At 54.5% G+C, this 21078-nt stretch carries 31 protein-coding genes and 1 tRNA gene; 2 read left to right on the forward strand and 30 right to left on the reverse strand.

The window, feature by feature from the left end:
* Positions 1-7: 7 nt before the first annotated feature.
* The 11 genes from C2U53_RS23885 to C2U53_RS23935 form a co-directional block, all read right to left on the reverse strand.
* The gene (locus C2U53_RS23885; protein ID WP_104446535.1) at positions 8-2041 is read right to left on the reverse strand and encodes a tape measure protein; all 2034 of its coding nucleotides are present in this window, start codon (positions 2039-2041) and stop codon (positions 8-10) included.
* Positions 2042-2170: 129 nt separating this feature from the next.
* Positions 2171-2626 carry a phage tail assembly protein gene (locus C2U53_RS23890; RefSeq protein ID WP_104446536.1) on the reverse strand — a complete coding sequence of 152 codons (456 nt, stop codon included), beginning with the start codon at positions 2624-2626 and terminating at the stop codon, positions 2171-2173.
* Between the two features lie 9 nt (positions 2627-2635).
* Positions 2636-2992 (reverse strand): phage tail tube protein, encoded by a 357-nt coding sequence (locus C2U53_RS23895; RefSeq protein ID WP_104446537.1) that lies wholly within the window; start codon positions 2990-2992, stop codon positions 2636-2638.
* Positions 2993-3001: 9 nt separating this feature from the next.
* Positions 3002-4516 carry a phage tail sheath subtilisin-like domain-containing protein gene (locus tag C2U53_RS23900; RefSeq protein ID WP_104446538.1) on the reverse strand — a complete coding sequence of 505 codons (1515 nt, stop codon included), beginning with the start codon at positions 4514-4516 and terminating at the stop codon, positions 3002-3004.
* Positions 4513-4764 (reverse strand): DUF2635 domain-containing protein, encoded by a 252-nt coding sequence (locus tag C2U53_RS23905; RefSeq protein ID WP_104446539.1) that lies wholly within the window; start codon positions 4762-4764, stop codon positions 4513-4515. Before C2U53_RS23905 ends, C2U53_RS23900 begins: the two co-directional genes overlap by 4 nt.
* Entirely contained in the window at positions 4761-5294 is a 534-nt protein-coding gene (locus C2U53_RS23910) for a phage protein Gp37 (protein ID WP_104446540.1), read from the reverse strand. Before C2U53_RS23910 ends, C2U53_RS23905 begins: the two co-directional genes overlap by 4 nt.
* Positions 5294-5716, reverse strand: coding sequence for a gp436 family protein (locus C2U53_RS23915; RefSeq protein ID WP_104446541.1), 423 nt, complete (start codon positions 5714-5716; stop codon positions 5294-5296). The genes C2U53_RS23910 and C2U53_RS23915 overlap by 1 nt, the downstream gene beginning before the upstream one ends.
* Positions 5716-6189: an HI1506-related protein gene (locus C2U53_RS23920; RefSeq protein ID WP_172740590.1), complete on the reverse strand. Its 474-nt coding sequence runs from the start codon at positions 6187-6189 to the stop codon at positions 5716-5718. The genes C2U53_RS23915 and C2U53_RS23920 overlap by 1 nt, the downstream gene beginning before the upstream one ends.
* A 70-nt stretch (positions 6190-6259) precedes the next feature.
* Complete coding sequence (locus tag C2U53_RS23925) at positions 6260-7180, reverse strand: Mu-like prophage major head subunit gpT family protein (protein WP_104446542.1); 921 nt, start codon at positions 7178-7180, stop codon at positions 6260-6262.
* A complete protein-coding gene (locus C2U53_RS23930) occupies positions 7177-8292 on the reverse strand; it encodes a phage protease (protein WP_104446915.1) in 1116 nt (371 codons plus the stop codon). The genes C2U53_RS23925 and C2U53_RS23930 overlap by 4 nt, the downstream gene beginning before the upstream one ends.
* Before the next feature lie 198 nt (positions 8293-8490).
* Positions 8491-8949, reverse strand: coding sequence for a phage virion morphogenesis protein (locus C2U53_RS23935; protein WP_104446543.1), 459 nt, complete (start codon positions 8947-8949; stop codon positions 8491-8493).
* A gap of 41 nt (positions 8950-8990) precedes the next feature.
* On the opposite strand from C2U53_RS23935, the gene C2U53_RS30010 reads away from it, so the two are divergent.
* Positions 8991-9069, forward strand: a tRNA-OTHER gene (locus C2U53_RS30010).
* Here C2U53_RS30010 and C2U53_RS23940 read toward each other — a convergent pair.
* The 11 genes from C2U53_RS23940 to C2U53_RS23985 form a co-directional block, all read right to left on the reverse strand.
* Positions 9069-10400: a phage minor head protein gene (locus tag C2U53_RS23940; protein ID WP_104446544.1), complete on the reverse strand. Its 1332-nt coding sequence runs from the start codon at positions 10398-10400 to the stop codon at positions 9069-9071. The two genes, C2U53_RS30010 and C2U53_RS23940, sit on opposite strands and share 1 nt — an antisense overlap.
* Entirely contained in the window at positions 10384-11928 is a 1545-nt protein-coding gene (locus C2U53_RS23945; RefSeq protein WP_104446545.1) for a DUF935 domain-containing protein, read from the reverse strand. Before C2U53_RS23945 ends, C2U53_RS23940 begins: the two co-directional genes overlap by 17 nt.
* Positions 11928-13592 carry a hypothetical protein gene (locus C2U53_RS23950; RefSeq protein WP_104446546.1) on the reverse strand — a complete coding sequence of 555 codons (1665 nt, stop codon included), beginning with the start codon at positions 13590-13592 and terminating at the stop codon, positions 11928-11930. The genes C2U53_RS23945 and C2U53_RS23950 overlap by 1 nt, the downstream gene beginning before the upstream one ends.
* 1 nt (position 13593) lies before the next feature.
* Complete coding sequence (locus tag C2U53_RS23955; RefSeq protein ID WP_104446547.1) at positions 13594-14172, reverse strand: DUF3486 family protein; 579 nt, start codon at positions 14170-14172, stop codon at positions 13594-13596.
* Positions 14173-14181: 9 nt separating this feature from the next.
* Positions 14182-14469, reverse strand: a complete 288-nt coding sequence (locus tag C2U53_RS23960; RefSeq protein ID WP_104446548.1) for a hypothetical protein — start codon at positions 14467-14469, stop codon at positions 14182-14184.
* On the reverse strand, positions 14469-14765 hold the full coding sequence (locus C2U53_RS23965) for a DUF2730 family protein (protein ID WP_104446549.1): 297 nt from the start codon (positions 14763-14765) through the stop codon (positions 14469-14471). Before C2U53_RS23965 ends, C2U53_RS23960 begins: the two co-directional genes overlap by 1 nt.
* A 170-nt stretch (positions 14766-14935) precedes the next feature.
* A complete protein-coding gene (locus tag C2U53_RS23970) occupies positions 14936-15145 on the reverse strand; it encodes a peptidase (RefSeq protein ID WP_246876135.1) in 210 nt (69 codons plus the stop codon).
* The gene (locus tag C2U53_RS30015) at positions 15123-15509 is read right to left on the reverse strand and encodes a DUF2570 domain-containing protein (RefSeq protein ID WP_172740555.1); all 387 of its coding nucleotides are present in this window, start codon (positions 15507-15509) and stop codon (positions 15123-15125) included. The genes C2U53_RS23970 and C2U53_RS30015 overlap by 23 nt, the downstream gene beginning before the upstream one ends.
* A complete protein-coding gene (locus C2U53_RS23975; protein WP_104446551.1) occupies positions 15496-15999 on the reverse strand; it encodes a lysozyme in 504 nt (167 codons plus the stop codon). Before C2U53_RS23975 ends, C2U53_RS30015 begins: the two co-directional genes overlap by 14 nt.
* Positions 16000-16113: 114 nt before the next feature.
* The gene (locus tag C2U53_RS23980) at positions 16114-16533 is read right to left on the reverse strand and encodes a Mor transcription activator family protein (RefSeq protein ID WP_104446552.1); all 420 of its coding nucleotides are present in this window, start codon (positions 16531-16533) and stop codon (positions 16114-16116) included.
* A 71-nt stretch (positions 16534-16604) separates the two neighbouring features.
* Positions 16605-16985, reverse strand: coding sequence for a hypothetical protein (locus C2U53_RS23985; protein WP_172740591.1), 381 nt, complete (start codon positions 16983-16985; stop codon positions 16605-16607).
* 164 nt (positions 16986-17149) lie between these two features.
* Between C2U53_RS23985 and C2U53_RS23990 the strand changes: the two genes are divergently transcribed.
* Positions 17150-17566 carry a DUF2513 domain-containing protein gene (locus C2U53_RS23990; RefSeq protein WP_104446554.1) on the forward strand — a complete coding sequence of 139 codons (417 nt, stop codon included), beginning with the start codon at positions 17150-17152 and terminating at the stop codon, positions 17564-17566.
* On the opposite strand, the gene C2U53_RS23995 is transcribed toward C2U53_RS23990, so the two are convergent.
* From C2U53_RS23995 to C2U53_RS24030, 8 genes are read right to left on the reverse strand one after another with little or no spacing between them, the layout of a single operon-like run.
* Positions 17549-17866 (reverse strand): hypothetical protein, encoded by a 318-nt coding sequence (locus C2U53_RS23995; protein ID WP_104446555.1) that lies wholly within the window; start codon positions 17864-17866, stop codon positions 17549-17551. The two genes, C2U53_RS23990 and C2U53_RS23995, sit on opposite strands and share 18 nt — an antisense overlap.
* A gap of 2 nt (positions 17867-17868) precedes the next feature.
* Positions 17869-18375, reverse strand: a complete 507-nt coding sequence (locus C2U53_RS24000; RefSeq protein ID WP_104446556.1) for a gp16 family protein — start codon at positions 18373-18375, stop codon at positions 17869-17871.
* On the reverse strand, positions 18365-18811 hold the full coding sequence (locus C2U53_RS24005; RefSeq protein WP_104446557.1) for a hypothetical protein: 447 nt from the start codon (positions 18809-18811) through the stop codon (positions 18365-18367). The genes C2U53_RS24000 and C2U53_RS24005 overlap by 11 nt, the downstream gene beginning before the upstream one ends.
* Positions 18811-19617 carry a hypothetical protein gene (locus tag C2U53_RS24010; protein WP_104446558.1) on the reverse strand — a complete coding sequence of 269 codons (807 nt, stop codon included), beginning with the start codon at positions 19615-19617 and terminating at the stop codon, positions 18811-18813. Before C2U53_RS24010 ends, C2U53_RS24005 begins: the two co-directional genes overlap by 1 nt.
* Positions 19614-19862 carry a hypothetical protein gene (locus C2U53_RS24015; RefSeq protein WP_104446559.1) on the reverse strand — a complete coding sequence of 83 codons (249 nt, stop codon included), beginning with the start codon at positions 19860-19862 and terminating at the stop codon, positions 19614-19616. The genes C2U53_RS24010 and C2U53_RS24015 overlap by 4 nt, the downstream gene beginning before the upstream one ends.
* Positions 19859-20299, reverse strand: coding sequence for a hypothetical protein (locus C2U53_RS24020; RefSeq protein ID WP_104446560.1), 441 nt, complete (start codon positions 20297-20299; stop codon positions 19859-19861). Before C2U53_RS24020 ends, C2U53_RS24015 begins: the two co-directional genes overlap by 4 nt.
* Complete coding sequence (locus C2U53_RS24025; RefSeq protein ID WP_104446561.1) at positions 20296-20778, reverse strand: hypothetical protein; 483 nt, start codon at positions 20776-20778, stop codon at positions 20296-20298. The genes C2U53_RS24020 and C2U53_RS24025 overlap by 4 nt, the downstream gene beginning before the upstream one ends.
* Positions 20771-21037, reverse strand: coding sequence for a hypothetical protein (locus C2U53_RS24030; protein WP_104446562.1), 267 nt, complete (start codon positions 21035-21037; stop codon positions 20771-20773). Before C2U53_RS24030 ends, C2U53_RS24025 begins: the two co-directional genes overlap by 8 nt.
* Positions 21038-21078: the final 41 nt, after the last annotated feature.

A 21078-nucleotide genomic window follows, 5' to 3' on the forward strand; every position in this document is an offset into this window, starting at 1 on the left:
TATTCCGTCAGTAGGGGTAAAGGTTCTGGCCGGTCCAGACGTTCATTCCCATGCCATCTTCCTGAACGTTTGTACTGGTGATTTGCAGGCCATCCGCCAGCTGAATTTTGAGCTGCGCCTGTGCGCTGACTTTTTGCTCAGGTGGCGGCGTCTGTGGCTGAGCAGAGTCATTCTTGCTGGTAAAATCGTTGTAGACGTTACCCAGCCATCCCCCCAGATAATCACCCAGCACGCCACCAAGGGTGGCACCTGCCACAGTGCCAATGGGTCCCAGAAGCGAGCCGACCGTGCCGCCAGCCCAGGCTCCGACGGTCCCGCCGATGGCAGACCCTTTCTGCTCCGTTGAGGCATTCTCGTCCATCAGTGTCGGCACCATCATCGCGCCGGCTATAACGGGACCACCCAGACGTGAGAAGACTTTACCTGCGCCGCGCCCCATCCAGCCAAGCGCCTTGCTGCCACGGGCAGCCACCCGACCAATGGCACTGCTGGCCAGCCAGTTACCCGCGCCGCTGACAACTGACCCCAGTCCTGCAGCTCCCCGAGCAACCAGACGACCTGCCGCGCTGCCTGCAATCCATTTACCGGCACCGCTGATGGCGGAACCTGCACCCGCCAGCATGGAGCCGGCACCACCAAAGATACGTGAGAAAATACCGCCTCTTGCCGCAGGAGCCGGTGACGCGGGCGGAACAACCGGCACAGTTCTGCCGCGCCCACGACCGGGGCCGCGTTTACGTTTGCCGTTGCCGGCATACACATCACCACCGCCGAACGCGCCGGGCCAGTTGGTCACGAAAACCTGCTGAATTAATGCCGGGTTAGATAAAACCGGGGGCATACCCGGCGCACCAGGCTGATTACGCCCGCGCATCCAGCGGTAAGCCCGGTAAGGCGACGTCGCCACGTTCCAGGCCGGACGGACGAACGCACCACTAATGCGAAGGGCTTTATTGGCAAGCCAGATCCCACCAATCACTTTCGCCATCGTCTTCAGGCTGACGATATTCTCATCCACCCAGCTGAGGGCATTTTTCCCCATTCGCAGCACCCGCCATGCCTGGTCTGCGGCGCTTTTAATACTGATAAACGCGGAATTAAATTTGTCCGCCAGATCGTCAGTCAGCGTATCCAGTTCGCTGAGACCATTCGCGCCGGGCTTGCTGATTCGGTCATACCAGCCGAGCACGTCGCGCAGCTGGCCCTTGAGCCGCTCAAAGGGACCTTTGTTCATCAGCTTATCGGCGAAATCCTCCCAGACGTCGCCCATCTGCGCCGTCAGCCCCGTCCAGCTGTTCATCGCGTTTTTCTGGGCACCGCTGGATTCTTCCTGGAGCGCTTGAAACAGTTGAATGATGGACTTAATACCAAGCTCGCCTTTTTCTCCTGCCTTGCGAACCTCTTTAATATCTTTATTCCAGCGGTCAGCTAAAACCTGATAAACGTTAATTCCATAGCCGGTAAGCAGGTTGGCATCCGCAGCGGTGATCTGCTGGCGTGAGAACATCTGTTTGAGTTGAAGAGAGGCCCCTTGCGCCGCACTCAGATCCCAGCCCTTGAGTGCACCTTGATCCTGGAGCATGGTGATAAAGTTTTTCGTCTCATCATCCGACATGCCAAATGCTTTGGAACTAATGAATTCCTGCATGACCCCCGTCAGGCCCCACGTGGAGTCTTTTGCGTTCTGAATTGCCCACTGCATCATTTGCGTGGCGTGCTGCTGATTGCCCTTGTACAGGGAGTTCATCGCAATGCGCTGGTTTTCACGGGTGGCGGCAATGCTGATAAAGAGCTTATTGGCGGTATAACCCAGACCGGCAACGGTGGCACCGCCTGCGGCCAGCATCCCGAATGTTCGGGTCGCACTGGAGCCAAGGCGGTCAATGGAGTTTGAGACGTTAACAACGGAGGTACGCAGCCCGCGCATGGCCACCTGGCTGCTGCGGGCCATTGAAGAAATGTTTCCCGCGTACTGGCGGGAACGCTGGGCAATGTTGCCCATTAAATCAATAATGATTGAGGCGCGTAATTGCCCGGCCATGATGGTTACCTTTTAAAGAGTTTTTCTGCCTGCTTGCAGTGCCGGAAAAGGCGGGACAGAGGAAGGGATAAGGCCCATTCCGGGCCTCCTTTGAGCATGACGCCGACCGCTATCGCCGCCTGTTCAATCTCATTCCGACACTGCAACCACTCGCCCCCGTTCAGGCATCATTGATGCCGCTTGTGCCAGATCGCGCAAATCGGAGGCCAGCGACACGCGATGGAAATCGCGCTGGGAAAGCTTCTTGAGCATCAGCAGCGACAGCGGGCCGTTAATCACGCCCACTTTCGCAATCTGCCGGCGCAGCATCTCCAGCCCCATTTGCGAAGGTGAACTCACCAGTTGCGGCCCCTGTTTTGTCTCCACCACACGCTCAGAAGCAAGCTGTGCGTCAATAATGTCGCCGGCGGTCAGTTCACGAAAGGTAATGTCATACTGCATTTCCAGCTCGTCACCCTGACCGAACGGCAGGCCATCGAGAAGACGGAACGTGCCGTGTTTAAGCGCGGACAGGATCTCCTGTTCAAGCTGTGCGGCTTCTTCAGCCACCTGTTGTTGCTTATCGTCGTTAATGAGGGTTTCCATGATGGTTCCTTACGCAATACGTTTGCTGGTTTTGGCAGCAAGTTTGATGGTGATATCACCGTCGCTGTTCTGCGGCTCGTCGGTCTGCCACGCGTTCGGCATCATCCAGGACTCACCGGTATCAGCCCGGAACTCCGCCGTGATATCCGTCCAGTTGATGACCTCATCGAGACCGATATCCCCGCCGCCCGGGATTTTGCATTCCAGCGTGGCCTCGCGCGGCGTCGATTTATAGCCGTAGACCCGGCTCCCCTTGACGGTTTCACGGGTATCACCGGCCGGAGTGAATGTGGTCCCGGTCAGTGTCTCCAGCTCGCGGCCGTTGACGTAGATAAACGCGACGCCCTGACGTTGATTTCCTGACATGCCTCCTCCTTAAAGAATGAAGCGGATTTGTTCTGCAAAGATGCGGAACTGGTTGATAAGGTTCGGCCCGGCCAGCACATCGACACGGTCGCGATCATTTTTGTTACGGACCACGTACAGCTCATCCTTGAAGGTGGTGAAGTCTTCCACCAGTCCGGCTGTTTCCCATTCGGTAAACAGCGCCAGCAGCTCGGTTTTGATGGTTGCCGGCGTCACGACAGGCTGACCCGGCGCAAAGTTCGTACCGTCATCGGCAAGCTTATGACGCGGGAATTTCTGCGTGATGCGCACACGTGTCGAATAACGCAGGTAACTCAGTGTGGCGATGGTCTCAACATTGAGATAAGACGGGTCCGGGTCGCCGAAGCTGTTGGTGCGGTACATGGTGCACAGGCGTTCAATCTGTACCTCACCACCATCGTTGACCGTGAACGTCGAAATGCCGTCATACAGCAATCCGTTGCGTTCCTCCCATTTAAAACGGGCGGTTGTCGCCGGTGGCATCAGGTCAGGAATAACCAGCGTCTGCACCGGACGTGCCGGATCAATACTCAGTGACGCCGCCGTGATGGCCGTCAGCGAAGCACACCAGACATACTGCGGTTGCGGAGTGGCAGGAACGCCAAGACAGCACAGCAGGTGGTCGTTACGGCTCTGACCAAACGTCGTAATCTCTCCCAGAGTGCCGTGATAACTGGTAAACGCGATACCATCAGCCTGATTAATCGGACCCCAGCGCTCCTGAAGTTCGGTACGCAACAGGTTAAGGTTGGTCGGGTCCAGATAGGGCATAACCAGATATTTGAACTGCAGGTCACCCATTGCAGCAACAGAATTCGCCAGGTCAGGGTTACTGTTGGTATCCGCCGGATATGTCACCGTCGCCACAATACCGCCCGGCGTCATTTCCTGATCGTAATAGTTAAAGCGGACGTCCGTCACACTGGAACGACCGGTAAAACGTGCGGAGAGCTTAACATCAGCATGTGTCGGGTCCGCGTTCTCGCCGCCGGCATCAGACACAACGGAGGCTGTCACCGGCAGGTCGGCTCTGGCATTAATCAGTGCAGCCAGCGCTGTAGCCGTGTCGGCACCTTTATCACCGATACTGACCGTCACCGGAATACGCGTGCCGGCAACATAGGTGACCAGCGTTCCGTTTTCAGTCGCAGTCCCGCTCAGACTGATGGTGGCCGCATCGGAACTGCCGGCACCGTCACCCTGAGCAATGCAGTAAAGCTCAGCCACACGATTTGCCTTCAGAAAAGCTTTCGCCATCAGGTGGATCATCGACCCCTGCCCGAATGCCGCTGCGGCCTGTGATGGTGAGTAGATACGTACCAGCGTGTCGGACGGTTCAGTGCCGGTCTGTTTACCATCAGTATCAGCCGAACGCTGGCCGAACATCAGCACGCGCTGGCGTGGAGCCGGCGTACCGCCAACGGCATTGCTGTTATTAAATTCGATATACGCGAGCGGAACGCGCACATCGGAGGGGATCTGGTCAAAAGAGATATCGCTCATTTCGCACCTTTTTTCGCAGGGGTCGGGGATTCATCAGCAGCGGATTTATCGCTGTTTCCGGCATCAGTAGCTGTCCGGGCATCACCACTGGTCGTGGCTTCGACCAGCGCAACATCACCATCAGCGAGGCGGCGGGTCCAGTAGCTGGTACGCGGTTTCTCTTCACCGTCAGCGGCCAGTACCTTCATGGTCTTCGGGTCGCGAACCGTGCGTCCCGCAACAGGTTTCAGTTTCAGCGTGTCGCTCATGGTTTTTTCTCGTTTACGTTGATATGGGCCTCAAACGGTGGTGTGCCGTCCGGGTGTTTCCAGGTCTGCCAGTGGCGCTCATAATCATCCAGCGAGCTGAGATCGACGTCGCCGGCAATGGGTGTACGACCACTGAAATACAGACCGTACAGGGCGCACCCGGCCGCACCCTGTGCATCCGTGTACAGGTTCTGGGCTTTGGTCAGCTTCAGTGCTGATGTGGGGCCAAAAGACTTCCAGTTAATTCCGGCGACCAGACGCTCAACTATCTGGTAAACCCCCAGACGATCTCCTTCGCGGCCATTCAACATGCTGGCGCAGACATAGAACACCCAGCGACTCTCAACCTCTCTGGCTGTGCGGCCTTCACCACACCCCAGCCAGGCCAGGTACACGGCAGGTTCGCTCAGGATCATCCGCTTAATCGCCACGTCATCCCATGTTCCAGGATGGGTGTCGATATCGCGCAGGGTCTGCCCGAACAGGGATTTCACCGTGTCCAGCAACGCGGTTTCTGTTGCACCGATCATCAGATAAACCCCTGTTGCTTACGGGAGAACACTGACGGGTCGGAGACGACTTCCACCAGGTCCTCGCTTTCCGGTGACGTGCCGTCGGTATCCGTACCGAGCGGAATTTTTCCGTCGCGCACGCCTTCCAGCCAGCGGATGGCGTCTTTATAGCGCTGTGTTGCCTGCTCTGTTGCCCTGACATCATTAAGGTAATACCAGGCAATCACACCACAGACCTGCGGGAGGGTTGCCGGGGCCACTGTCAGCGGCAGGGTGTAGCGGGCAACGATATAGCTGTCCATCAGCGCCGTGGCATCCGCCAGGGCTTCATCAATAATGCCGTCATCAGGCTGACCATTATCCGTGCGGGTTTTGGTCAGCAAATCCAGATTGCGGCGCTGATAACGCTTCACCATATCGGCAACAGTGGCATAGCTCATTACTCGTCTCCGTCAGTCACAGAAGCCAGCGCGGTTTTAAGCTGCTCAGCGGTGATGGTTTCCCCGAGAACCGCAGAAACGGCGGCGACTTTTGGCGTACCGGCTGTGGTGAAAAGCTCTGTTTTCGATTTATCCAGGCCTTTAACGACAGCCAGAATCCGCGCAGTCAGCTGCGCAGCATTTAACAAATCAGGATTCAGCTCAGTGCCCACGTCCACGTGGTCCACGGCCCCTGATTCCGGCGACGGCGATGCTGGCGTTTCAGATACGATTTTGAGGACGCTGTCGCGGCGCAGAATTTCAAGCTGCGATGCAGTGACGTCCACCAGGGTGTTTTCACCACGGGTGAACGGGATGCCCGCGCGACGGTAAACATTGCGGTAACATTTGACCACCACCCGGAAAAGCGCATTACCAGCTGTTTCAGCGCCCGGCTGAATACCATCAGCCCCTTGTTGAATTTCATCCGACATGACATGGGTTCTCCCTTTGAGTCCACATTAAACGGGGATTAAAGGCGGTATTAACCGCCTTTAAATGGGGTTACAGGTAGTCGGCGACCACCAGTTCCAGTTTTCCGGCCATTTCGTTGCTGACCGTACCGTTCTGACCGGCAATCAGCTCACGCTCCAGCAGTTGCACGGCAGCTTTTTCAAGCGAAGGTGGCACAACCAGATGCGTCGGTCTGATGCCCATCGGGCGGCCCCCGTCAGCTTTGAAGCCACGCATGGACGTCCAGCCCGTCCACAGATTGTCAAGCGTCAGGTCGGCGTTCATGGCAAAGGCCATCTGCCAGAAACCGAAGCCGACTGCACGACGGCAGCTTGCACCAAACAGGAACTCGTTGTCGGTGAAGACATGGTCATCATCGATGCGGGTTTTGGTGACCAGTTCAACCTTGCGGCGGTCCTGGAAAATCAGTGGTTTGATGACACGGGAGCAGTCCAGCAGATACCACGGCGTGCCGGTCCACTCCGCAGACTGCTGGAATACGTTTGCAACAGACGTTGCCGCGCCGGTTCCGTCAGCGGAAGCGTAAACCGGATGGTCAGTATCAAAGAAGTTCTGACCGTCGTAGCAGGCCTGGTTAAAGCCGTCCTTTAACAGCGCGAAGATCAGCTCATCAGGTTGCACCGCCGCAGAACGTCCCAGTTCAGCAAACAGCGGGCTGTAAACCCCAAGGTTGTCATCTTCAAAGTCATCGCGGGAAATCCCGACCGTGCCTTCGTAGGTTTTGTTATCGATGACATAGCCATGCGCTGCCATCTGTTTAACCACGCGGGCACCCACCCATTCACGCAACTGCGGCGCATTGCCCAGCCAGCCATAGGTATTGGATTTAGAAGACGACGGTACAGTCATCGCAATTTTCTGGTACTGCGACGGGGCACCATCCAGACCACCCTGAAAATCCTTACGGAAGGAAGTCATCAGGGCTTTAATGGAAGCAGGGGTTACGATCATTTATCGTCTTCCTCTTTGAGTTTCTGATATTCGGCATCAGACATGCCGAGTGCTTTGGCGGCGGCTTTTTCATCGGCAGACAGCGCAGCCAGATCTTCACGGCGAGTGTCCGGGATGCTGGTCGTCGTGGTCTGCAGAGCCGTCAGCGCCGCAATAGGCTGCTTGACCTTCAGTTGTGCCGACAGCGCCGCCACACCAATCTGTCCACCGAGCTGCTCAAGGTAGCTGCGCTCAGATTTGAAGATACGACCGTCGCGTTCGGCTTCGTCCAGAACGGCACTCAGGGACGCGGTGGAGTGCTCCCCGGACAGTTCAGCCATTTGCTGGCGCAGGGCGTCATAGGTTTCAACTGGCACATACTTAGTCAGATCAATCTGGGCCGGGCTGGCTTTGGCTGTGGTCAGTTCAGCGCTGAGCGCAGTCACCTGCGAACTCAGTTCATCATGTTTGTCCGCCCTGGCCTTCAGCAGATCAAATGCCGTCAGCGCAGCGGTGGCCTGCTCAACGGTAATGTCGGCGTTTTCAGCAAGGGTGATACCGAGTCGCGCCAGCAACTGGCGCAGGTGTTCATTCATCGAAGTATCCTCATTGGGGTGGGTGTCTGAAGCAGCAAAAGACGCCGCGAGCGCCACCAGTTTTTCCATACCGGTTGCGCCAGGGTCATTGGTAAGTGCGACCATGCGTAATAACGTCGGTGCGCCGGTGGCTCTGTCGTAAGGAAAAACCGCAGACAGGAAGCCATATTCTTCGTTGGCAATGTATTCACGGGCGGCAGGTGTCCAGCGGGGGTTAACGTAAAGTCCGAGGCCATCACGCCACTGCATTTCGTCAGCGTTAAACCAGCCGGCCGCCTTCAACTCGTCCGGGGAAAGACCTTCATCTTTACGCAGCTGGTTATGCTCGTAATCAATGAGAATGTCCTGCCCCAGCGCCCGGACGCCATCAATCAGACGCGCAGCGATACCCGCGTCCATCAGCCAGCCTTCACGAACATCAAAGGGACGGCCATCACGGGCACGAAAACGACCGGCAGGAAATAACTGACACCAGCCGTCTGAATCCATGCTGGCAGTAAGAATGGCAATGCCGATTGAGGAGGGTTTTGTTTTCATGGTCCGCTCATGTCTGAATAACGCCGGACCATTTTTACGTGCGCAAACAGACATCGGGGATTCCGGTATCTGACTGAAAATGAGGGCGCGGGGGGAAACGAAGCGGGGAAAGGAACATAACCCCGTTTAAAACACGTTTAAATCTTTCTGTACGCGTTTAAAAGATTTTTACGGGGTCATCGCATGACTGTCAGTGTATTACGGTTTCAGCGCCATTTCAGCGCGTTTTTTGATGGCGACATAGATTTCTTTCCTGCCAACTTTATCCAGCCCCATGTATGGACGGGCTTCCAGCACCGTATAACGCGCCTTGCCACCCCACTGATGGATAGCGGCGTAAATCATCGGGGAACCGATAAGCGCCCAGTCCGGGCCATAGTCAGTGGTAATGCTTCTTGCCAGATCGCCATTAAGGGTCAGAATGGAGCCGGGAATATAATTATGCTTTTCACGCCACGCAAGATACGGATCGCTCCAGTTCGCCCAGTGAGCACCGGTTTCCGGATCAGACTCCTGCTCAAATGCCTGCTCAGTGGACGACAGCAGCACCGCCGCTGCCGCCCGTGGGATATCCCCGTCATTCGCCATCGCGCCCAGATCCATAAACGCCGTCTGAATGCGGCGAATATCCACCACAACCGCCAGATCAATGCTCATAATTTGAACCCTGATAAATAACCGAATATACTGGTGTTACAGGCACTGTACGCTTAATGGTAAAGCCGGTGTAAACCCCAGTGGGGAGCATGTATGCAGGTTCGACTCCTGCCGGTGCCTTAATCAAGACGTCCCTCCAGCACTTCCATATTGCCCCCGGCAACCGCCGCCTTCAGTGAACCGACGTCCGGCAGACGGTACGCATTAATCAGCACATCCAGCAAATCAGCCTGACGCTTCAGGGCATATGAGGCATTAACCACCACTTTTGCCGTACCTTCACGGGCGCTGACCAGATAAATAAGATTGCTGTGTACCTTATCCCAGAGAACGGCCTGCGGTGCCGCCATCAGCGAGGGCAGTAACTGTAAATCATCAGCCGTCAGCGCCACACCGGTACGCTGATGTTTGCTGCTGTCAGTGTGCAAAAGGTTTTTCTCACTGATGACCAGCAGACGCGACGGTGTATCGCCGGTACGCTGGCGAACGGCACCGGCAACGGACTCCGTCATGAACCCCAGCGTCTGGACCGCGTTGCCTGCCCGCCGGGTGGTCAGAACGCGCTTCGCCCAGACAGAAAATGCCAGCTGGCGCTCCCGGCTGTTGTTGAGCGACTGGACGACCTGCTCACGCAGCTGCGCGTCCTTCGTTTCGACAAGTTTACGGATAAGCGTCTGGTCCGTGCCGAACGCCGCCGAGCCGGGGTTATATGACCAGCCCACGTCCGGCGTCATTTTCACGCGGCCATTGTCGAACGTGGTGGAGTCAGTACGGAAGACTTCGCCGGTGGTCTCATCAATGCCGGCATCCACTTCATGTGTATGCACAAATGATGCCCCGTAACTGACTTTCAGCCCCAGCGCTTTCATACGTTCAGCAGACAACGCCCTGACGCGGCAGCGGCAATTCCAGCCATTAGGCGGGTAGTGCGTCTGCCAGAACGGGTCATCATAGCGAAACACCATCCCGTTAAGGGCTGCATGGGCCTGGCGGGTACGCCCGTCCATAACGGCCACATACTGCCAGTATGGATAATCTTCAGCGTTGTTCATCATCTGCGCATACCGGCCGCTGTTGTAGGCGGTGCGCATATTGACGTTGTAGATGGTTGCCAGACGTCGCGGGCTGCCCAGCTCAATTTCTTTTGCGTTGCCCTGTGTATCCACCACAATCTGTTTACCCCACCATCCAAGCTTCTGAAGGCGCGGGGCCAGTGTCCGGGTAAATTCCTGGCGGGTGATGCCATCATGAACAGCGCGATCAACCTCGTCGCGGAGAGTGTTCAGTACATCCAGTCGCACGGCTTTGGCAACAGTAAAAGCGCGGGCATGGGCTTCTGTGAGTTGCTCATACCAGTTCCAGGTAATGTTATGCCCTTTGGCGCGAAAGTAGGCCACCGCCTCTTTGGGCGGTAGCCGGGCGGCATACGCGAGATCAACTGCCTGTGCCATCGATACGTCCCCAGAGATCAGCAACAAAAATGGCGCGTGTCAGGAGATCAATCAGCGCCGCGTCATCCAGTTCAGGGTAAAGCGCAGCTGCGTCCTGCATCGCCCTTTCGGGACCGTTTTTGATGATGGAAGCAATCACCGGTTTCAGTACCGGATCAATTGCCTGCTGCAGGGCTTCCGGCCTGACGCCGTCGCCCATATCATCAATGTCGTCGGTCTGTTTCAGGTCTGTCGCGCTGAGGCTGGCCTGTCCCGTCTGAGGCGGTTCGCCATCAGAAGACAATGCGACAGAAAATACCGGCTCATTGCCGTTCGGCTGGGGAATATTCAGCTTTTCCTGAATCCAGGACACTGGAACCGGCATACCTACCGCCAGTTTCGGGATGGCCTCCGCAAACATGGAGAGGTCTTCGTATTCCCCGGAATCAAACACGACACCCGGCAAACGGCACGGGTCGAGGGTGGTTCGACTGTTGACTGCCAGTAACGGATAAATCAGGTCACGGTTGATTGAGCGACGCAACTGCCGCAGGTCGGCATTACGGATCTCTTTACGGACTTCGTTATGCACTTCTCCCAGTGAACGAGCACCTTTGTCACCGGCTTCCGTGGTCAGCGTCCCCCCCAGAATGGCTTTTGACATAGACCGCTCAGCCCAACTGATTTGTGCCTGGAATGGGTCAGCCTGACCGTCAGCAGCACTCTGGAACTCCAGCGCCATCCCCATCGGAATAATGCCGCCGGCACGACGCCCGATATCCATGACCGCCTGCATCAGTGTGGCTTTCTCGCGGGAGGTTGCGCCAGTTGGATACTTGCCCACGCGCATCGGCAGGCCGTAAATCTCCAGAAACTCAGCAAAATCACGCACCGAATAGTTCTTGAAGATAAACGGCCATACCAGCGTTCGCACCAGCCCCAGCGTGCCGGCATATCCTGAACGGGATTTAGCCTGATGGCGGAACCAGCCAAACGGCTGAAGTTCAACACCGTCGGCGCTGCCATCGCGCAACCTGAGCTGATTCAGATTGCTTTCGGGCGTACAGAATAACGCTGGATCACGCCAGTGAAGCGCAACGGGTACGCGCTGCTTACCCAGCCAGCCCCATTCGATTTCCTGCATGCTGTAGCCCTTGAGGATGGCATCACCGGCATCAAAAATGCCGTCCTCAAACCAGGCAGCATCCTGCAACATCTCATCGAGCATGGCCGCATCTTTCTTTTCCTGCGGAGTGGCGTCTTTCGGTGGCTGAATGCTCCAGGGCAAAGACTGAATAGCCAGCCGGCGCTTTGACAGTTCGGAAAACAGATGCGTGTCCTTTTCTTCCATATCAAAGGCGAGGTCTGCCTGAGCCGTCAGGTCTCCTCGTTCGGCGTCACGCAGGACAATGGCGGCACGGTTTGGCGTGATACCACTGGACGGGTGCTCCTGGGTACGCCTGGCCATCATCACCAGTGATTCCTGCGCCGTCTGCAAATCAGGATCAAAATCGAAGGGATTGCCCGTTAAATCCAGAATACGGCCCATTACCAGCATCCTCTTTCAAATTCGTGATAGTCATCATGGGTTTCATCATCATGCGCATCTTCCCGGCGCTTACCGGGCAGTGCCTGCACGCTGTCCTCGTCGATGACAAAACCATTCATATAAGAGGCGCGTACCGCCATCGCCAGCGCTACCGCAAAGTCACCGTGGCGTTTACCACCAGTGCCACTGGCATTGGCGTCTTTGGTTCTGCCCTTATCAATCTGGGGAACGCCGTTGACGACCTTGATATTGAGCAGGTCATCCAGCGTTGTCTGGTGACGGGCGATAATCAGGTTCTGCGCCTCAAATTCACCTTTAAGCTTTGGCATCCATTCCTGATACCAGGCGGCAGAGAGGTGCACGCTGTCAATCATCTCCGGGCCATACACCAGACGCGCAGCCTCAGCGAGATACCCGCCATTACCGGTGGCATCAAAGGCCGCGCCGATAAAGCGAGGTAAACGGGCGAGGATGTACAACATGATCTGGCGCTGCTGGTCATAGGTGACGTTCTTCAGCTCGACGCGAAAGCACTCACGCTTATACAGGTCAGCGGTGATTTCCAGCGGAACAAAAACGGTCAGGTCGCCATTACGGGCAAAGTCTTCACCGAATGCGTGCTTATGCTGAAGGTTGAGCGCAGCCAGTAACGGGGCCAGCTCTTTTTCACACCACGCGGATACTTCTGCTTCCCGCAGTTCCGGCGACCAGGACTCAAAATCGTCAGGAGCTTCAAAGCGCAGGATCGGAATATCACGCTCCGGTGTCATCGCCGCTTCAATCAGTACGCGGGAAAGGTAGGCACCACCGGATTTTTTCGGCACGCAGCCATATTCCTCGTCGGCGCTCTCTTTGTTCGGGGCATTACGGTACAGGTCATCGCGCCATTTTTTCTCTTTTTCGGCGGACCACTCCTGACCAGTGACATAGCAAATACGTCGATACAGGCCATCGCTGATGGCGTCATCCAGGGTAATACGATGAACGGAATAATCTTTCCGGCCCTCTCGCGCATCCTGAATGTACTGGTTAAACAGGTTATCAACGCCGTTATGCGTGGAAATAATGCGCACACGAGCGCCCCACATAGTCAGCGCGAACGCCGCTTTCAGCAGCTCATCGAGCGACTCATGGAAACCGGCTTCATCAATAACGACATCACCCTGCAACCCACGCAGGTTGGACGGCCGCGAGGACAGCGCCTGAATTTTAAAATTGCTGTTCGGGAAGCGAATCATGTACGACAGAATTTCTTCGTTCTTATCGCTGTCCCAGAAGGTCTGCTCATAAACGTCGGCTTTCGCCAGCTGGTTGAAGGCGCGGGCAAACAGCGCACAGGCGGCGATGTACTCCAGCGCCATCTCCTGACGGGAACCGACATAAAAGACATTGCGGCCACCGCGCTTACGGGGTTTTGCGGCCGTCATGACGTTGCGGCCGGCCTCTGCCCAGGTCAGACCGGTACGGCGGGATTTTTCAGCAATGCAAATCTGGCTGTCATCGCTGAACCACCTGGCCTGATAGGGAAGGAAAGCCGCTTCGCTGGCCGGGTTAATGCTGTCAGCATCGGTGACAATATCGACACCAAGCTTGCAGGCCTCTTCCTGCAGGTCAATCTGGCGAGGCTGGTTGAGTGGGGTGAGTCTTTTTTCAGGCTTAGCCATATTATGCTTTCCCCAGCAGAACGTTACGAATACGCTGCTCCAGCTCTTCGCTCATACCATCCCTGCCCCGTAGCTCATCGCTGACAGCGTTGGCTGCTTCTTCTGCAAAGGCCTGGCGGATCTCTTTCTCGCGTTTGTGACTGGACATGGCTGTTGATTCCAGACGCTGCGCTGCCAGCATGGCATTTTTGAGCATGTCGATATCGACTTCAGCTTCTGGATCTTCAATCTGGCGCATCAGTGCTTTAAACAACTGGCTGCGCCCCATCTCCAGAATCAGTTTGGTGGTCTCACCCATCGGCTTATCGCCGAGCTGAGTCGTCAGCGCCTGGGTCATTTCCCGCATCTGGCGCAGGTTATGGCCCACCTGTTCAACACTGGAGGCGTAGCGGTTCAGGCCGGAACGGGACAGGCGCATATCCTCCGGCAGACCCGCATCGTCGATAAGCGCATTGATTTCATCAAGGATCTGCGCCTGCGGAATAGCCTTATCGCGCAGCATTTCATGCAGTGTTTTGCGGACATTTTCAGGCAGCAGATCAACCTTGCTGGCGCGGCCTCGGGTGGGTTTCTTTTCCATCATGGCTCCTCAGCGTGCGCGGGGCTTTTTCACACCCGATACGCGGGCGCGGCCTTCAGCAACGTCCTGACCACGGCCGGTGATGGTCACAATATAAAAGCCACGCAGGTCTTCCACGGTCACCAGTCCCTGTTCCTGCAACCAGTCAATCTGGGTGCGCACCAGATCGCGGGACACGTTATGACCATACGCATCAAGGCAGTCATTCAGAATGGACTCATTGGCCTCGTTGTTGCAGTCCATCAGAGAGCGCAGGATCACAAGACGGCGGTCTTCAGTCAGAATATCGTTAATCATCAGTTGCTCCGGTTTACAGCGTTTTCTAACAGCAATTCAATCTGGTGAGTAAGCGAGCGAACCTGCTGACCGATCACCTTCATGTCCCCGGCCATTTCCGTCATCCGCAGGCGCGTCTCCTGTATGTCCTCGATGCCAGGCATATTGGCGTACCGGGTTTCCATCTCAGTCAGACGGTTCTCAAGCTTTTCAACCCGTTCGGTACTCGCAAAGGTCCTGCGCATGGCCCAGACGATACCGCCGAACGCGACGGGCATCAGGTACGGCCAGAATCCCAGAATAGTAAACAGGTCCACATTAACTCCCTGAATGACAGAACGGACATGACGGGGCTATCAGGTCAGTCAGTTCAGCTATGCCGCAACTGCGCCGGCATAATGCGCATATCCGCTCTGGCGCAACAGGGGCTATCTGAGGGCCGGGCCAGACATAACCCTGTTGCTGCCAGATATCCCGCAGTAATTCTTCAGCCTCCAGAATCTGGTCGGCGTCCATAGACTTCTGTCCTTTTTAAGTCCTGCTGACGGGCATCGTCTTTGTCCCGGTTGCACTGGCCCAGCGCCAGCAGCAGGGCGGCATTCCATTTAACGGACGCGCCATAGGAGAACGGCGACGGCCGTTGCGGAACAGGCGTCCCGGTCAGCAGTTCGGCATCAATGGCCGGCGGTATTACCACCACCGGCACGGGCGCGGTTTTCGAGCCGCTGCAGCCACTCAACAGCAGCGTCAGGAACAAGCTGTTTAGCGCAGTCATCCGAACTGAGGGCTGCAGTAATCTGTTGCATAGCTTCATTGTGAAGGGTCTCGCTTTCACGTCGGGATGCAGCATTTGCTACCCGAATTGCACTGAATATCTGTATGGTCTGCTCCTGGCTGTGCAGCAGCCATTCCGCTGTATTCCGGGCCTGTGTCTGGGTCTGCAGCTCCTGGCGAAGCAGGTTACTGGCGTCCTTCTCTTTATCGAGAGCCACCGCAAACCCGGCGAGTGCCAGAATGCTGACAGCACCATACACAACCAGCACCACGTTACTTAAGGTCATGAATGCCCCCGACAGACCAGATGGCCATTTCCACTTCACGGCGGGTCATCAGACCTTTCCATTTTTTGCCGCTGGCAAATACCCAGCGCTGCATCTGATCGCGGGCACCCTGAAAATCACCGGCATTAAGCTTTTTAAGCAGAGTTGATGAGGTAAACGCACCGATGCCTGTGTTGAACACGAACGTTGCCAGCGCGGTACGCTGATAATCCGTTAAAGGCACTTTCACAAGGCGTTTAATGGCGGAGTGAACGGGCTTTAAATCGCTGTCGAGCAGTGCCATACACTCATCATGGGAGTAGGTTCGCATCTGAATATCCGCACCGGTATGACCCACGCAGACGGTCAGCACCCCTGCCACGTCGCGGTAGGGGTAATATTCAATTCCTTCGACATGGACCAGAGTTTCCCGCGTCATCTCCTGATAACCGCCGCCGGCAATGGCGATGGCCAGTAAAGACGCTTTCAGGCTTTTGGGGATTTTTGGCATGGGCTTATCCGAATGTGGATCACCTGCCGAGAATAAAAAAAAGGGGGATGTATCGGGGATTCCGGTATCTGAGTACAACCCGCGCTCTCGAGCGCAGCCGGTCGTTACAGGAGATTAATGCGAAAAGAGATCGGGCTGATGGCGGCGGGTATGAAGTTTACGCTGCCGGGCAATAATATCGTAAATCTGCGTCTGTGACAGACGATGTTCCCGACGCAGGGTTTCCAGATTGCGGCCGTTAAAGCGGGAATAAATAAGATCATCACGCAATGCGTTAACCAGCTTATCACCGGAAGGGAGATAATACTGCCGCCCGCCCATATAGTGAGACATCGCCAGCGCCAGTTTGCGGGCCAGCATCCGGTTATCCGCGCCCACGTTAAGGCGCTTTAATTCTGCCTCCATCACATCAACCAGCGCAACCAGCATCTGCGGCCAGTGGTGTTCAAGTTCACTGACCGGAATATTGTCGATATGGTCAAGCAGTTGATGGACGGCCGGATCGTGCTCAAAGAGTTCCGACTGTTGTGACATAAACCCTCCTCAAGGTAAGTACACTGCCAGTATACAAAAAATCCCGCGCAGTGGCGGGACGGGTGTTCACTTTATTGGTCGCGTTTGCAAGGGTGTAACTTGAAAAACTTTATATCGTCATGCATGTAGAGTTTTTTCCCTGATTTATCCACGACAAAGAATTTGATGACAGCAGGGTTACGCATTGAGGCAAAGGTATACGAAGTACCATGTACAGCGATCTCCTTATCATTTTCTAGTGATGGTGGCTCTGTTTGCACGTAAGTATCACCATCATCCAGATTTTGCCAGGAAGTTAAATCAACACCCATATGTAACCGTATACCATTGCAGGTCCAGAATCCTGAAGCAGGATCTTTTTTGACTGTGTTTTGCTCACCCGAGCCTGTCTGTGCCCATGCGCTTAAACTTGCACAACAGGCAATCATGGTTGCCAGTATTTTAGCTTTCATTTTTAGTTTCCCCTCAAATCTGTACCAACAAAATTCACCACTCACCACCTGCATTTAACTTATTGATACAGATCGATTATTCTGACAAAAATGGAATGGTTATGGTTATAAACGTCGTAAAATCCCTTGAATATTAACATGGTGTAAGGAGCGGAAGAAAACATATGCAAGTTGAACTTGATGAAATTAAAAGGATGTTAAACACTTTTTTGGAAGCACCTGGCCCATTCATCACCATTAAGGACCTGGGCTTTGTTGACGAAGAAGACCAGGAGAAACTGGACAAATCTATAGGTCATTTTTTGTTGATTGTTGAAAATGGTCTCATCAGCAACATGAACTTGACTACTTGTGACGCAAAGGCAGTTGGTTTGCATATGACGCCACGTAACTTTGGATATACTTCGACACCTATCAGACTGACGCAGACTGGGCATGATTTCATCAATATGCTTAATCAGAAACCCGTTTTTGAAAGGTTAAAGGAAGAAGCGAAGGAGGCCCCATTCAGCCTCCTTCAAAAGGTGGGTGCTGCTCTGACCGAAAAAATACTGAAAGAAAAATTAGGGCTTGGTAACTAACGGAAGCAAATCCGCCAGTCGGGATGCAGCTAGGGCCGCAGCATCGTAGGCCCCGACAGAAAGCGCCCGTACACGGATATTCTCAAGGCTGTTGGAGACATGATACAGGTTAAGTCTGGATAACAATTCCACCCTTAAACGCTGGCTAATCTCAGTAATAACATTTTCACGAAAATCGTGGTCGGTAATTCCCTTCAATGACGTAAAAATAACATCTTTCGGCCAGCCGCTGGCGATTAGTTCAGCCGCCAGCACTTCGCTGGTCGATATCTCAATGGAGGATTTTGATTGCGATTCCATGTTTACCCCTTTTTATTTAATAACATAGACAGATAACGCTCACATGTGCGGTCATATGTAGGCTTGATACCATTGTCGGGTATTTGTTCGAGCATGCATCGCATATGCCACTTTTTGAGGGTTTCCAGCACAACCAGCGCATGTTCTTCACGAAGCCACACCAGTTTTGCCACGCCTTCGCCGCCGTTCCTGAGCCGGGTGATACGCCTGACATATGCATCCAGCGCCGCGTCATCGTTTCGGGTTACAAAACCCTGACGATACATCACAGACCAGATCGCCCGGATTTTACCGGCAATACCTCCCGAAACCTTCGGCTTTGCTTTTGATACAGGGTTAAAACCCCGTTTTTTCATCGTTTCAAGCACCTTTTTCAGCTGTGTATCGTTCATATCCCGGCAACTGTGTTTGCCCGGCACAACCGAAGCCAGCATGGAACGGTATGTCTCATCATCAAGGCCGAGCGAACGCCGGGCTACATGGATCAGTTTAATAGTGTTAGCCCGCATCTTTCATTACCTCGCTGAGGGGAGTTAAAAGCTCCAGCCCCTCAATTTTGCGGTACTGGCGAACCAGGGAGGCTGCGGAGTTGAAATAACACACCCAATACTCGACCACATCAAACAGGTGGGCATTTTCTTTCTGCTTTAACCATCGCTTACCACCTTTCATCTTTGATATTTTACGGATAACCGAGGCTCCAGGTCTGCGAGTCTGCCGACGCCAGACATGCTTTACCAATGGCCGAAACTGTTCATGCGTAGGTAAACCCCATGCCGCACTGCGCTCCCCGTTAACCCAGACAATTAAGGCCATTTTATTCTCGGCAATAAACCTTTTATTAACGGTAATATCTTCCCCGGATGGCAGTCTGAATTCGACCTCGCCATACAAACCGCTGAGGGTATTCAGGATACCGTCCCATTGTTCTTTTGAAATCGGCATTATTTATCTCCCCGTAAGGTAATCATCCGCTGATAAAGCTCTGGCGCTTTACCAGTGCCGCGATCAAGCGCTGTCTTATAAAGGAAGGAAAGCTCTTCCCAGTGCTCAAGATAGGGGGCTATCGGAGGGTAGATAGCACCAATACGGGGAAAAGCGTCGCGAATAGCCGGTATTTGTTCAACCAGTCGCCAGCAGCGACCGAAGTCCGAAGGATCGCGCGGGAAACTGAACTGCCCGGATTTAGCACCAAGCCATATAGATGCCATTGTCAGGCTGCTTAAGCCGGTGTCTTCGCCAACAATCCACTGACCAATTTCAGCCGCTACCAGAAGGCGGGACGCAAGTTCACCAGGCCAGCCGTTACACTGCGCAGCCTGACGCAGGAAACCTTCATCAATAACCGGCTCATACTCTTTAAACGGTTGCTCCCCTGACAGCGGCACAGCGCCTTCTTCTGGATACAGAAGGGATTCAATAAGCGGCCCCTCATACGGCTCCAGCCCTTCGTTTGGGCTGGCTGCAATCATGCCGGTTCGGATACAGTATTCTTCGTCAAGCTCATCGTTTACAGGGTCAACACAAACATCCAGCCCGGCAAACTCTGCTGCTTCGAGAATCTGACGGGCAGACAGGATCAGAACCGTATGCCGCTGACTGCGGACTGTCTGGATCGCATCCTGAATCATTTCAGGGAGAAATTCTTCTTCCGCATTCAGCTCAAGACCATTAATAGCCCGGATGAGGCAGTTAATTGCGTCATTCCGCCATTTGATTTCATCGTCATAACGCTGCATTTCTTCGCTCATTTTCGGCCCCCGAAATATCCTTTTTTAACCTTGTGGTAAAGATGATCCCACCAGTCAATTGCAGCCCACATCATGAGCAGCCCAAGTCCAAGCAGCAGTGTAAAAGGCCATGCAATACCGAATACCCAGGCGTTGACAGAATCTTCCGGCTTCTCGTGGCTGTATTTGCCATCAAGAGTGGAAACCAGCAGGTACGTTAAAAACACGAAAATAAGGTAAATAATGATGCCCAGTAATATGTTCACAGGATTGCCCCCGTATCGAGTGGCAGATACCGAAGAACGTGAGCATCAATAATCCTGCCAGTGGACCAGCACTGAATGTGCATTAACCGGACATCAATCAGCGCAGTGACAAACTGGGGAAAACCCTGCTGTTGCAGCCATGAATCAGTTTCAGCGATCACAAAAACGGTCTCACATGAACGAATACCGGTTGCCAGATTCACAACCCATTCAGGCAACACAGCTCCCTCAACCCATTTATAAGAGCAGCGACGGGATACCGTACCGTCCGACGAGGTAAGCGCATAAAAACCGTTGCGCTCCGACAGTTCTCCACCGTCCACGGCTTGACGAAGGACGGAAATCAGTTCCTGGGCACTTTTACCCGTAACGCTAACCAGTTGCAGGCAGGTCATTTCGCCTTTTTCCGTAAGTACGGATTTGATGCTGTCTATCATGCTCTTTCTCCCTGACGGCTTTCTGCCTGCTGTTGCTCGCGAACCATGCCCTGTGCCGCCTGCATCAGCGCGGCGATACAACTACGCGTTCTGGCTGCGGCCAGACGCTTGCTGGTCACTTTGTCCAAGTAAAGCGCCTGTGCCAGCTCCAGCTGTTCCAGCGCTTCCTCCAGCAGGGAAGAGACTGACGGACTGGAAGGTGATACTGCCGGGCATTCCACGCCAACACGCTGCGAGAGACGCGCCAGCTTTCGGGTTTTATGATGATCAATCATGTCGTTCATCCCGTTGTGGCGGAGCTGTTCAATCATGATCTCCACGTCGGCAGCTTCTTCCGCGATACGATTCCCGTTGGCCTTGTGGGTAACAAAACGGGTGCAGACAGCGGCCAGTTCGTTACATTCTTCAGCGGTAGCCAGGACCTGACGGTCATAGCCCCATAGCGCCAGCGCTGCGTCGAAAACAAGAGGCTTATTCATCGTCTTCATCCTCCATATCGTCATCCTCCGGTTTCATGGTGATGGGGAAAGGCTGGAACTGGAGGAGTGCCAGCTGGACACCAATTCTGATGAAACGTGCTTCTTTGGTGTCAGCCTCAAACTCCATAACGCCGCTTTCTCCCATATCCAGGCGAATATCGGCATCTTTTTCATCAATGATCATCTGGCATTTATCAACGCGGTTTTGATGCCAGGATTTCAGGTCGATAATCATCGAAATTAATTGTTGTTCGCTCATTTAATATTCCTTTTTGTGGATACGGCGCGAGCGAAGCCCTG

The sequence above is a fragment of the Citrobacter sp. CFNIH10 genome (assembly GCF_002934585.1).
GTDB classification, from domain to species: Bacteria; Pseudomonadota; Gammaproteobacteria; order Enterobacterales; family Enterobacteriaceae; genus Citrobacter_A; species Citrobacter_A amalonaticus.

Bases quoted from the DNA above. Each gene is read 5' to 3' on its own strand.
- C2U53_RS23885 (WP_104446535.1), bottom strand. From the start codon at position 2,041: ATGGCCGGGCAATTACGCGCCTCAATCATTATTGATTTAATGGGCAAC.
- C2U53_RS23890 (WP_104446536.1), bottom strand. From the start codon at position 2,626: ATGGAAACCCTCATTAACGACGATAAGCAACAACAGGTGGCTGAAGAA.
- C2U53_RS23895 (WP_104446537.1), bottom strand. From the start codon at position 2,992: ATGTCAGGAAATCAACGTCAGGGCGTCGCGTTTATCTACGTCAACGGC.
- C2U53_RS23900 (WP_104446538.1), bottom strand. From the start codon at position 4,516: ATGAGCGATATCTCTTTTGACCAGATCCCCTCCGATGTGCGCGTTCCG.
- C2U53_RS23905 (WP_104446539.1), bottom strand. From the start codon at position 4,764: ATGAGCGACACGCTGAAACTGAAACCTGTTGCGGGACGCACGGTTCGC.
- C2U53_RS23910 (WP_104446540.1), bottom strand. From the start codon at position 5,294: ATGATCGGTGCAACAGAAACCGCGTTGCTGGACACGGTGAAATCCCTG.
- C2U53_RS23915 (WP_104446541.1), bottom strand. From the start codon at position 5,716: ATGAGCTATGCCACTGTTGCCGATATGGTGAAGCGTTATCAGCGCCGC.
- C2U53_RS23920 (WP_172740590.1), bottom strand. From the start codon at position 6,189: ATGTCGGATGAAATTCAACAAGGGGCTGATGGTATTCAGCCGGGCGCT.
- C2U53_RS23925 (WP_104446542.1), bottom strand. From the start codon at position 7,180: ATGATCGTAACCCCTGCTTCCATTAAAGCCCTGATGACTTCCTTCCGT.
- C2U53_RS23930 (WP_104446915.1), bottom strand. From the start codon at position 8,292: ATGAAAACAAAACCCTCCTCAATCGGCATTGCCATTCTTACTGCCAGC.
- C2U53_RS23935 (WP_104446543.1), bottom strand. From the start codon at position 8,949: ATGAGCATTGATCTGGCGGTTGTGGTGGATATTCGCCGCATTCAGACG.
- C2U53_RS23940 (WP_104446544.1), bottom strand. From the start codon at position 10,400: ATGGCACAGGCAGTTGATCTCGCGTATGCCGCCCGGCTACCGCCCAAA.
- C2U53_RS23945 (WP_104446545.1), bottom strand. From the start codon at position 11,928: ATGGGCCGTATTCTGGATTTAACGGGCAATCCCTTCGATTTTGATCCT.
- C2U53_RS23950 (WP_104446546.1), bottom strand. From the start codon at position 13,592: ATGGCTAAGCCTGAAAAAAGACTCACCCCACTCAACCAGCCTCGCCAG.
- C2U53_RS23955 (WP_104446547.1), bottom strand. From the start codon at position 14,172: ATGGAAAAGAAACCCACCCGAGGCCGCGCCAGCAAGGTTGATCTGCTG.
- C2U53_RS23960 (WP_104446548.1), bottom strand. From the start codon at position 14,469: ATGATTAACGATATTCTGACTGAAGACCGCCGTCTTGTGATCCTGCGC.
- C2U53_RS30015 (WP_172740555.1), bottom strand. From the start codon at position 15,509: ATGACCTTAAGTAACGTGGTGCTGGTTGTGTATGGTGCTGTCAGCATT.
- C2U53_RS23975 (WP_104446551.1), bottom strand. From the start codon at position 15,999: ATGCCAAAAATCCCCAAAAGCCTGAAAGCGTCTTTACTGGCCATCGCC.
- C2U53_RS23980 (WP_104446552.1), bottom strand. From the start codon at position 16,533: ATGTCACAACAGTCGGAACTCTTTGAGCACGATCCGGCCGTCCATCAA.
- C2U53_RS23985 (WP_172740591.1), bottom strand. From the start codon at position 16,985: ATGAAAGCTAAAATACTGGCAACCATGATTGCCTGTTGTGCAAGTTTA.
- C2U53_RS23990 (WP_104446554.1), top strand. From the start codon at position 17,150: ATGCAAGTTGAACTTGATGAAATTAAAAGGATGTTAAACACTTTTTTG.
- C2U53_RS23995 (WP_104446555.1), bottom strand. From the start codon at position 17,866: ATGGAATCGCAATCAAAATCCTCCATTGAGATATCGACCAGCGAAGTG.
- C2U53_RS24000 (WP_104446556.1), bottom strand. From the start codon at position 18,375: ATGCGGGCTAACACTATTAAACTGATCCATGTAGCCCGGCGTTCGCTC.
- C2U53_RS24005 (WP_104446557.1), bottom strand. From the start codon at position 18,811: ATGCCGATTTCAAAAGAACAATGGGACGGTATCCTGAATACCCTCAGC.
- C2U53_RS24010 (WP_104446558.1), bottom strand. From the start codon at position 19,617: ATGAGCGAAGAAATGCAGCGTTATGACGATGAAATCAAATGGCGGAAT.
- C2U53_RS24020 (WP_104446560.1), bottom strand. From the start codon at position 20,299: ATGATAGACAGCATCAAATCCGTACTTACGGAAAAAGGCGAAATGACC.
- C2U53_RS24025 (WP_104446561.1), bottom strand. From the start codon at position 20,778: ATGAATAAGCCTCTTGTTTTCGACGCAGCGCTGGCGCTATGGGGCTAT.
- C2U53_RS24030 (WP_104446562.1), bottom strand. From the start codon at position 21,037: ATGAGCGAACAACAATTAATTTCGATGATTATCGACCTGAAATCCTGG.